Source organism: Microcoleus sp. AR_TQ3_B6, from assembly GCF_036702785.1.
GTDB lineage: Bacteria > Cyanobacteriota > Cyanobacteriia > Cyanobacteriales > Microcoleaceae > Microcoleus.
Genome location: NZ_JAUBVJ010000009.1, coordinates 29,018 through 40,252 on the forward strand (window position 1 = coordinate 29,018; position 11,235 = coordinate 40,252).

General features: G+C 45.5%; 7 protein-coding genes. 5 read left to right on the forward strand and 2 right to left on the reverse strand.

Annotated elements, in window-relative coordinates:
• Positions 1–72 precede the first annotated feature (72 nt).
• Positions 73–975, reverse strand: coding sequence for a tRNA (adenosine(37)-N6)-dimethylallyltransferase MiaA (miaA, locus tag QUB56_RS06780; protein WP_332954276.1), 903 nt, complete (start codon positions 973–975; stop codon positions 73–75).
• Positions 976–1,234: 259 nt separating this feature from the next.
• On the opposite strand from miaA, the gene gyrB reads away from it, so the two are divergent.
• The 5 genes from gyrB to QUB56_RS06805 all read left to right on the forward strand — a co-directional run bounded on the left by gyrB (position 1,235) and on the right by QUB56_RS06805 (position 9,802).
• Positions 1,235–3,175, forward strand: a complete 1,941-nt coding sequence (gene gyrB, locus QUB56_RS06785) for a DNA topoisomerase (ATP-hydrolyzing) subunit B (protein ID WP_332954279.1) — start codon at positions 1,235–1,237, stop codon at positions 3,173–3,175.
• Positions 3,176–3,882: 707 nt separating this feature from the next.
• Positions 3,883–4,599, forward strand: a complete 717-nt coding sequence (locus QUB56_RS06790; protein ID WP_332954280.1) for a heme oxygenase (biliverdin-producing) — start codon at positions 3,883–3,885, stop codon at positions 4,597–4,599.
• Between the two features lie 1,221 nt (positions 4,600–5,820).
• Positions 5,821–7,311: a hypothetical protein gene (locus QUB56_RS06795; RefSeq protein ID WP_332954282.1), complete on the forward strand. Its 1,491-nt coding sequence runs from the start codon at positions 5,821–5,823 to the stop codon at positions 7,309–7,311.
• A 76-nt stretch (positions 7,312–7,387) separates the two neighbouring features.
• Positions 7,388–7,567, forward strand: a complete 180-nt coding sequence (locus QUB56_RS06800) for a hypothetical protein (protein WP_332954283.1) — start codon at positions 7,388–7,390, stop codon at positions 7,565–7,567.
• Positions 7,568–8,401: 834 nt separating this feature from the next.
• Positions 8,402–9,802, forward strand: a complete 1,401-nt coding sequence (locus QUB56_RS06805) for a hypothetical protein (RefSeq protein WP_332954285.1) — start codon at positions 8,402–8,404, stop codon at positions 9,800–9,802.
• A gap of 668 nt (positions 9,803–10,470) precedes the next feature.
• Here QUB56_RS06805 and QUB56_RS06810 read toward each other — a convergent pair.
• Positions 10,471–11,169 (reverse strand): S-layer homology domain-containing protein, encoded by a 699-nt coding sequence (locus QUB56_RS06810; RefSeq protein WP_332954287.1) that lies wholly within the window; start codon positions 11,167–11,169, stop codon positions 10,471–10,473.
• Positions 11,170–11,235: the final 66 nt, after the last annotated feature.

Below are 11,235 nucleotides of genomic sequence, written 5' to 3' on the forward strand. Positions count from 1 at the left end.
TTCATTTAAATTATATCAGCGTTCATCAGCGTTCATCCGCGGTTAAAAAAATCTTTAATTCCGAACAAAAAATCAACGAACAAACTCCTGCACTCTCTGCCAAACTCGCTCCAATAAATCTGGCGTGCTAACATCAAACCATTCAATTTCAGGATAAGCTCGAAACCAAGTCCGCTGTCTCTTCGCAAATTGCCGCGTGTGCAAAATTGTTAATTCTTTGGCTTCTTCAAGCTTAATGTCGCCCGCCAAATATTGTTTCATTTCCTGATAGCCCAGCGTGTTCAACAGTGGCAAATCGCAGCCGTATTTTTTACACAAATATTCTACTTCAGCGATCCAACCGCGTTCTAACATTTGTTCGGTGCGCTGTTCGATCCGATCGACCAAAACATCGATATCGCAATCCAACCCAATTTGTAAAATAGGATAATTGGGAGGATTTTCGCCCTGCTGTTCGGAAATAGGGCGACCGGTCGCATAAAATACTTCCAGCGCTCTTAAAGTTCTTACTGGGTCATTGACGTGAATTTTCTCAGCAGCAGAGCGATCGACCTGCTGCAACATCGCGTAACATAGAGATTGTCCGAGCTGGGCAAGTTGCGATCGCAATTCGGGCATGGGTGCTACCCTGGGAATTTTCAAACCCCTGACTACAGACTTAATATATAAGCCCGTCCCTCCCACCAACAACAGGGGGGGAGAAACAGGAAAATCGACAGCAGCAATTAAATTTTGAGCTTGTTGCTGGTAATCTGCCAGTGTCATTGTTTCTGTCGGATCGCAGATGTCAATTAAGTGATGCGGTACACAAGTGCGATCGACCGCCGTCGGTTTTGCCGTTCCGATGTCAAATTCGCGGTACACTTGACGGGAGTCCGCACTCAGGATCGAGGATTGCAGTCGCCCCGCCAAAGCCAAAGCCACTCCCGACTTCCCCGTCGCCGTCGCCCCGCAAATCGTAATTAATTTAGGCATAATCTGTCGCACATTTCCCTATAAAAACTCTCCAATCCTCTCCTATCCATGCTTTCCCCTCTGTCCCTCCACTGATTCACCGCGCCAGGCCCGCCAGAGTCGCTAAGTAATCTCAAAACTAATCCCCTCCCTCCCCCCAATAAATTTCCATTCAGAAAGCCCTAGCATCGCGTTTAACGGTTTTGTGCTATAATTTTAGAAGTTTTCCTATTTTAGAAGCTTTTGGGGCTTTAGACCTCATTATTGGAGCTATTTTTGTATGACCAGCAGCTACAGCGCCGACCAAATTCAAGTTCTCGAAGGTCTCGAAGCAGTCCGTAAACGACCGGGGATGTACATAGGTACCACCGGCCCGCGAGGACTCCACCATCTAGTTTACGAGGTTGTGGACAATTCCATAGATGAGGCGCTGGCTGGCCACTGCACTCACATCGAGGTTGACTTCAACGCAGACGGTTCAGTTACTGTCACAGATGACGGTAGGGGCATTCCCACCGGCATCGTTTCCAAGACTGGCAAATCGGGAATAGAAACCGTCATGACTGTACTTCACGCCGGCGGCAAGTTTGGCGGCGGCGGTTACAAGGTTTCTGGAGGGTTGCACGGTGTAGGTATTTCGGTTGTTAACGCGCTTTCGGAGTGGGTAGAGGTTAGGGTTTGGCGCGACCAAAAAGAACATTTGCAGCGCTACGAAAGAGGCTTCCCCGTCAGCGAACTTCAGGCAAAGCCCAGCAAAGGAAATCGCACCGGTACTTCAGTTTCTTTCTTGCCAGACTCTCAGATATTTAGCACTGGCATTGAGTTCGATTATGCTACGGTTGCCGGACGCTTGCGAGAATTGGCTTATTTGAATGCGGGGGTGAAAATTACCTTTGGCGATCGCCGCTTGGCATTGCTCAAAAGTAGCGAACCGCATATCGAAACTTATTGTTACGAGGGTGGCATCAAGGAATATGTCACCTACATGAACCGCGAAAAGCAGCCCTTGCACGAAGAAGTGATCTACGTGCAAGGAGAACGCAACAACGTGCAAATAGAAGTATCTTTGCAGTGGTGTGTCGATGCTTTTAGCGACAACGTTCTAGGTTTTGCTAACAACATTCGGACGATCGACGGAGGCACCCACTTAGAAGGTTTGAAGGCAGTTTTGACGCGGACGATGAATTCGATCGCCCGCAAGCGCAACAAAATCAAAGAAAACGAGCCCAACCTCGCCGGCGAAAACGTTCGCGAAGGTTTGACTGCAGTGATTTCGGTCAAAGTTCCAGATCCGGAATTTGAAGGCCAAACTAAAACCAAGCTAGGCAATACAGAAGTTCGGGGAATTGTCGATTCCTTGGTAGGCGAAGTATTGACAGAATATTTGGAGTTTCGCCCCCAAGTAGCGGACGCTATTTTGGAAAAAGCAATTCAGGCATTTAAGGCCGCTGAAGCCGCCCGCCGTGCCCGCGATTTAGTGCGCCGAAAATCCGTCTTAGAGTCCTCTCCTTTGCCTGGAAAATTAGCGGACTGTAGTTCCAGAGACCCCGCCCTGTCTGAGATCTACCTGGTGGAGGGTGATTCTGCAGGCGGATCGGCAAAACAAGGGCGCGATCGTCAATTCCAAGCAATCCTCCCTTTGCGCGGTAAAATTCTCAACATTGAGAAAACCGACGACGCCAAAATCTACAAAAATAACGAAATTCAGTCGTTAATTACAGCCCTGGGTTTGGGCATCAAAGGCGAAGAATTCGATCCGGCGCAATTGCGGTATCACCACATCGTTATTATGACTGACGCTGACGTAGATGGTGCCCACATCCGCACCCTGTTGCTGACTTTCTTCTACCGCTATCAGCGCGCACTTGTAGAACAAGGTTACATCTATATTGCTTGTCCTCCTCTGTATAAAGTGGAACGGGGACGCAATCATTACTACTGTTACAGCGATCGCGAAATGAACAATCTCATCCGCAATGAATTTCCGGCGAATGCTAACTACACCATTCAGCGGTTCAAAGGTTTGGGCGAAATGATGCCGACACAGTTGTGGGATACGACGATGAACCCAGAAACTCGGACGCTGAAACGGGTGGAAATTGAAGACGCGGCAGAGGCCGATCGCATCTTTACGATCTTAATGGGCGATCGTGTCGCCCCCCGCCGCGAATTCATCGAAACCTACGGCCCCAAACTCAACCTCCTCGACTTGGACATCTAAATTAGTCAGCAGTCAGCAGTCATTAGTCATTAGTCAGTAGTCATTCGCTAACAGCCAAGGACTAAGGACTAATGACTCAACTGTTTGTGCCTTCTACCTTCGGATGCCTTCTGCTGAGTCTAAGTTTTGTTATAAAAATTAATACAATCTCTCATCAAATCGATCTAAGGTAAATGCTTAGGTAAATTTGAGATTTTTGGCGAGTGGATCGACCATCACAAAAATAGAAGGTTGGACAATATAGCGTCAACAACCCAGGTCTAAAGACATTGGGCTTCTAGCCTCAGACTTAAACCACTGTTGACCAGACTCAGTACCTGGGTACTACGTTAACGGTAAGAGTTAAAGACCTACCAGGTAATGCTCAGCTAGTTCCTGCAACCGCGAAATTTAGGATTAAACAGACTTATGGGGTTAAATAAGTTTCCTAGATCGAGTACCGGCCGTTAACTAAGGTGCAAGCTAACATCACCCCTCTCAATTAGCCTCGAAAGAGCAAACATTATGGGTGAGCCGGTTGCAAAATTTGAGATGGTAATTTCGATGCACGATCGCGTACCCGAAGTATCCCATCGCTCGTACATTACATTCATTACACCCAATCTAGCAATCCTCGTGTAATGGAAAGATTCACGGCGGTTTCAACCGCCAGGCCGTTTCCTTCTCAGGTCTAAAGACGCTGAGTTTCCCACTTACCTAATTTTTTTATGAGCATCAATTTAGCGACCAAATTGCGTGAGGGAACGAAAAAGTCCCACACAATGGCAGAAAACGTCGGTTTTGTCAAGTGTTTTTTAAAAGGCGTTGTAGAAAAAACTTCTTACCGGAAGTTAGTAGGAAACCTCTACTTTGTCTACTCGGCAATGGAAGAGGAAATGGAACGCCAAAAGCAGCATCCGGTTGTTTCAAAAATTTACTTTTCTCAGTTGAATCGGAAACAAAGCTTAGAGCAAGATTTATTTTACTACTACGGTGCCAGTTGGCGCGAACAAGTAGCCCCATCACCAGCAGCCAAAGCCTACGTCGAGCGGATTCGCGAGATATCGGCGACCGCACCGGAACTGTTAGTAGCTCACTCTTACACACGCTACCTTGGCGATTTATCCGGCGGACAAATCCTTAAGGGAATTGCCCAGCGGGGGATGAATCTTTCCGAGGGAGAAGGCATTGCTTTCTATGAATTCCAGGATATTCCTGATGAAAAAGAATTCAAAGCTAACTACCGTCAGGCAATGAATGAACTGCCGATTGACGAAGCAACAGCACAGCGAATTGTTGACGAAGCTAATGCAGCTTTTGGCATGAACATGAAGATGTTCATGGAGTTAGAAGGGAATTTGATTAAAGCAGTCGGTCAGATGCTTTTCAATAGCCTGACCCGGAAGCGCGGCGGCGGCAGTACCGAATTGGCTACTGCTGATTGAGCCAACACCCATTGGCAATAATTTGAGCCTCGTTTAAGAGGAAAAACTTAAATCCTGGGGGTTTGATGGCTGCTTTTACAGTCACCAAAGCTCCGGGATTTTGCATGGCGGGCGAGAGACTTTGTAACTCACAACTCCCCACTCACAACTTCTAACTCATAACTCATAACAATTCTGAAAATGGTCTTGCTGAATACAGGTATGAATTCAAAATTTCCCAATTGCTATGAGCCCGCTTGAGGGTGAGTTTTGTAACTGCAAGCGAAAAGTTGATTGATACCGTGAATTAACAACGCCTTGAAGTGTTATTTTTTGGCGATCGCACTAGAATTTTACCATACCCTAATTGAGCAGAGCCACTTAAGGAAGCTGTAGTGGCTCAAAAGTCCTTGCCAGAAAAATCTCAAATCTCGTCACCGCCCTCGGCGCCTCCCTCAAATCCCAATCCTCGCTACCGATAATAGATAGCTATAGTCAATCCACCCTTACCCAAGAACCGCACCAATATCTCATGGAATGGTTGTGTGCTAGGAAAGATGAGTGCTCGGTATTTCGGCAAAGCTCACTTCATTTGGGATGACACTCAGCAGAGGGAACGAGGGATGTTTACCGCGTTGCCACACACCTAGCAGGAGGGATGCTCTCTCCCGGCCCTCCATTTGTTCAAATCCCGTTAAATCGCAGCCTCATCAGCAATTACTTCAGATTCAATAGTCTTATTTTTAGCTAAATATGTCATTTTTTATGACACTGTGGAAACCCTCGACTGTCATAATAATCTGGACTTCCCCCGTACAAATGTAATAAAATATCTAAAACATTTACCAATTATAGGTTTCAATTGTTGAGTAAAAAAACTGTACCCAAGTTAAAGCAATAGCCGTTTTGGCGATCGCGCAGAACGCAATAGATCAATATAATTGGCGTAAGCTTGCAGGCGTGAATAACCTACATGGCTACAGAAATTTTACTCAACAATGGAAACTTTTGCACTGATAGGCTTTTGATCCTATGTAAGTATATTTGCAGGGGGAAGTCCAGAATAATAGTCGTCAATTATTTATTGAGGCAAAAAAACTCTCAAAGCAAGTTTTCTAATCAAAATAGTTTGGGGTATGTTAAAAAAAAAAAATATAGAATAAAATCTCTTCAAATTTGATATTAGTAGAAGTTATAATAGATAATATTTGTTCATTTTAATTGAAATTCCGAGGTCTTCCTATGACAACCGACCTTTCAACTATAACGTTTACCAACCAAGCTGATATTGTCCCTATGTCTGGCCAGGATGACATAGTCAATACTGGTATCGCTAATACTCTTGCTGGCAACGACACAATCACTGGCATTGGGCTCGGAGCCAACCCTTACACCCCCAAAAGTGGATACGGCATTTTCAACTCCGGCACGTTGAATACGGCCGAGGGTAACGACATAATTACTGGCACTGCGCGCTTCAACTTTTTCAACCCCAGCCCTGCGAGTGGATACGGCATTTACAACACCGGCACGTTCAATACGGCCGAGGATAACGACATAATTACTGCCAGGGGGGAGCGCGGTGGCATTTACAACACCAGCACGTTGAATACGGCCGAGGGTAACGACATAATTACTGCCACGGGGGACTATTCCCGGGGCATTTACAACACCGGCACGTTCGATACGGCCGAGGGTAACGACATAATTACTGCCACGGGGGGGTTCTCAGGGGTAGACGGCATTTACAACACCGGCACGTTCAATACAGGCCAGGGTAACGACATAATTACTGCCAAGGGGAAGTTTCGCGGCATTGACAATTCTGGCAAGTTAAATACCGCTGATGGTAATGACGAAATCACTGGCATTGCCAGCAGCTTCGAGGGAATCAAAATCGCTGATGGTAGCATCCTCGATACTGGAGGCGGCAACGACAGAATCAGCGGTAAGAGCAACATCGGTACCGGCATCTACAATGGCTCCATCACTTTCAATACTGGTGATGGTAATGACACGATCGAGGGCACCGCATATTATATCGGCATCTACAACACAGGACTTATAAATACCGGCAATGGAAAAGACACAATCATTGCTAATGCTAATTATTTGGGCCGTAGTCTCTCCAACTCTTCCACCATCGATACAGGTGATGGTGAGGACATAATAACTGCCAGTGGTGGCATTAGGAACAACGGTACCATTGATACCGGTGATGGTGACGACATAATAACTGGCATTCGTGGCTTTGACGAAGATGACGACATAAATGGCATTTCCAACAAAGGTACCATTGATACTGGTAATGGTAACGACTCTATCATTGCCGAGGGCTTGTCTATCGGTACCGACGGCACCATTAATACTGGTGATGGTAAGGACATAATCACTAGCAGTAAGGGCATCGAAAACCTCGGTACGATTAATACTGGTAATGGCGCAGACTTCCTCATTGCCAATGGAGGATTTAAGGGTCTGGGCAGCGTGTTTTTAGAAAATGGTAAAGACTATCTCAATGGTTTTGGTACGGGTAAATTTAATGGTGGAAACAATGAAGACACACTCGAATTAAGTTCAGGAAGTTATACCGTTGGAATATCGGGGACAACGGTAAGCTTTACTAAGAGTGGGGTTATTATGATAACTTCCGAGTTTGAAAAACTCATAGCTGGTAGCACAACGTATAACTTTACCAGTTTGACCGACGGTCAGACAATTGTTGTCGCCTAGTAGTCTATTTGAGAAGTACGGGACAGCTAGTCTGGAAGAATTGCAGCTTGAGCTTTGGTGATGGGGCGATCCTTGTTTGTCTATATTTTGGCACCTTGATACCTCTGTTTCTGCTTACGACAATCGGGCCGAGGCTTTGCGAGCGCGATCGCCCATTTTACGAGTTACTCGATTGCAACTACTTTTGCTGTTAATGATGAGCGTAAATAGTTCGACACAGCCCGTCAAGCCTGTGGTACTTTCAGGGTGTGAATGAGGCTATGTAAGAGTTACAGACATTAATTTACTGTAGGATTGAGTGGGTATCCGTTTCGTGTCAAAGCGTTGCTGAATAAGGCTATGAATTCAAGATTTCCCAATTGCTATGAGCCCGCTTGAGGGTGAGTTTTGTAACTGCAAGCGAAAAGTTGATTCCTACCGTGAATCAACAACGCCCTGAAGTGTTATTTTTTGCCGATCGCACTAGAATTTTACCATAGCCTAATTCAGCAGAGCCAGTTAAGGAAGTTGTACTGGCTCAAAGGTTCTTGTCAGAAAAATCTCAAATCTCGTCACCGCCAGAGTCCCCTCCCTCAAATCCAAATCCTCGCTACGGATAATAGATAGCTACCATCAATCCACCCTTACCCAACAACAGCACCAATATCTCATGGAATGGTTGTGTGCTAAGAAAGATGAGTGCTCGGTATTTCGGCAAAGCTGACTTGATTTGGGATGACGGTCCCGACAGGGAACGAGGGATGTTTACCCCTTTGCCACACACCTAGCAGGAGGGAGGCTCTGTTTGGGCTTGAAATTTGTTCAAATCCCGTTAAATCGCAGCCTCATCAGCCATTACTTCAGATTGAAAACTCTGATTTTTAGCTGAATATGTCATTTTTTATGACAGTGTTGAAACCCTCCACTGTCATAATAGTCGTCAAGTATTTATTTAGGCGAAAAAAGTCTCAAAGCAAGTTTTCTAATCAAAAGAGTTTTGGGTATGTTAAGAAATTAAACAATACAGAATAAAATCTCGTAAAATTTGATATTAGTAGAAGTTATAATAGATAATATTTGTTCATTTTAATTGTAATACCGAGGTCTTCCTATGACAATCGACCTTTCAACTATAACGTTTACCAACGGAGCTGATATTGTCCCTGTGTCTGGCTACGATACCATAGTCAATCCTGGTATCGCTAATACTCTTGATGGCAACGACACAATCAATGGCAGTGGGTCCTACGACTTTTTCAGCCCCAGCCCTCCGAATGGATACGGCATTTACAACACCGGCACGTTGAATACGGCCGAGGGTAACGACATAATTAAGGGCAGTGGGGGCTATTCCGGCAGTGGCATTTACAACACCGGCACGTTGAATACGGCCGAGGGTAACGACATAATTACTGCCACGGGGAACTCTTCCCCGGTCATAGTCAACACCGGCACATTCGATACGGCCGAGGGTAACGACATAATTACTGCCACGGGGTCGTTGAGAGGGGGAGACAGCATTATCAACACCGGCACGTTCAATACGGGCGGGGGTGACGACATAATTACTGCCACCGCGAAGTTTCGCGGCATTAACAATTCTTCTGGCAAGTTCAATACCGGTGATGGTAACGACGAAATCACTGGCATTGCCAGCAGCTTCGAGGGAATCAAAATCGCTGATGGTAGCACTTTCGATACTGGAAACGGCAACGACAAAATCAGTGGTAAGAGCAACATCGGTACCGGCATCTATAATAGCTCCATCACTTTCAATACTGGTGATGGTAATGACACGATCGATGGCAACGGATATTATTCCGGCCTCTACAACAACGGACATATAAATACCGGCAATGGAAAAGACACAATCATTGCTAATGCTACATATGGCTATGGTCTCTCCAACTCTTCCACCATCGATACTGGTGATGATGAGGACATAATAACTGGTAGTGGTGGCATTAGGAACGACGGTACCATTAAGACCGGTGATGGTGACGACATAATAACTGGCATTCCTGCCTTTTCCTATTGGGGTAGCGAGATAACTGGCATTGACAACAAAGGTACCATTGATACTGGTAATGGTAACGACCTTATCATTGCCAATGGCTTGTTTATCGGTACCGACGGCACCCTTAAGACTGGTGATGGTAAGGACATAATCACTAGCATTAAGGTCATCGAAAACCTCGGTAAGATCAATACTGGTAATGGCGCCGACTTCATCCTAGCCAATGGAGGCTTTAAAGGCCTGGGCAGCGTGTTTTTAGAAAATGGTAAAGACTATCTCAATGGTTTTGGTACGGGTAAATTTAATGGTGGAAACAATGAAGACACACTCGAATTAAGTTCAGGAAGTTATACCGTTGGAATATCGGGGACAACGGTAAGCTTTACTAAGAGTGGGGTTATTATGATAACTTCCGAGTTTGAAAAACTCATAGCTGGTAGCACAACGTATAACTTTACCAGTTTGACCGACGGTCAGACAATTGTTGTCGCCTAGTAGTCTATTTGAGAAGTACGGGACAGCTAGTCTGGAAGAATTGCAGCTTGAGCTTTGGTGATGGGGTGATGCTTGTTGGTCTATATTTGGGAAGGGAGATGCCTTTGTTTCTGCTTACTACAATCGGGCCCAGGCTTTGCGATCGCGATCGCCCATTTTACGAGTTACTCGATTGCAACTACTTTTGCTGTTAACGATGAGCGTAAATAGTTCGACACAGCCCGTCAAGCCTGTGGTATTCCCACGGTGTGAATGGGGCTATGTAAGAGTTACAGACATTAATGTACTGTCGGATTGAATGGGTATCCGTTTCGTGTCAAAGCGTTGCTGAATTAGGGTATGAATTCAAGATTTCCCAATTGCTATCAGCCCGCTTGAGGGTGAGTTTTGTAACTGCAAGCGAAAAGTTGATTGATGCCGTGAATCAACAACGCCCTGAAAAGTATGGACACGGGGCTGTGTCGTTTCCGGCGCGGGGAGTACGACACGGCCGGGCCCCGTGTCCCTAGGATTCGCTTTGACTTTTAATAATTGGTATAAGATGGAGGATGAGAGCAAGACTTTTTTAAATTCCTATCACAACTATAGCTGTTTTTAATTCGATGAGATATAGTCTTATCAATTACCAATTACCAATTACCTTCTCATGCAAATTAAACTTACTCTATTTACCTTCCCACGCCGCGATTAGGAGGCGGCTCGTCCGGGACAGGCAAAGAAGTAGGCCTTAATTGCCGCTCCAAATACTTGCTCAAAGCGTAAGCCATATCCCAGCGAGTCATCGGCTTCAAAGGATTAATTTTATTAGTTCCGAGTTCAACGTTAACAAACCCTTCATAAAGTGCAGTAGCCATAGACTTTCTAGCCCAATTAGGGATTTCCTCTGCATCTGGATACTTAGCTAAAATCTCGTAAATGCTGGCCTCGGGAAACTGAAAAACCCCATAAGCTTGAGCAAAAATCGCCAAAGCTTCAGCGCGAGTCACCCTTTGATTTGGAAAAAACATTCCGTCGCGATATCCACTCATCGTTCCCGTTTTCAAAGCAGTTTGAATCGCGCTGTAAGCCCAGTAACTGTTCGGTACGTCCGGCAATTCCCTATCCGGTTTCTGAGCAGTTTTCCGCCGTTCTAAACTAAAAGTTTTTACTAAAATCACCGCCAACTCGGCGCGACTGACAAATCCTTGAGGATTAAAATTGCCAGTGGCATCTTTTTGCATCAATCCTGCACTCACAACCCGCTCGATCGGGTCAATTATTTGTTGAGAGTGAACCGCCATTGTCACTCCTTGCACTAGGGCGATCGCCAAAAAAATACTGACTAACTTTTTGACGGTTTTAATCCTTTCTGTCAGTAAAACAATCATGACAACAGCAGTAATATTTTTTCCTGTTCCCTCGGTATTATTCTCGAGTTTTGGCGGTGCGCGAGC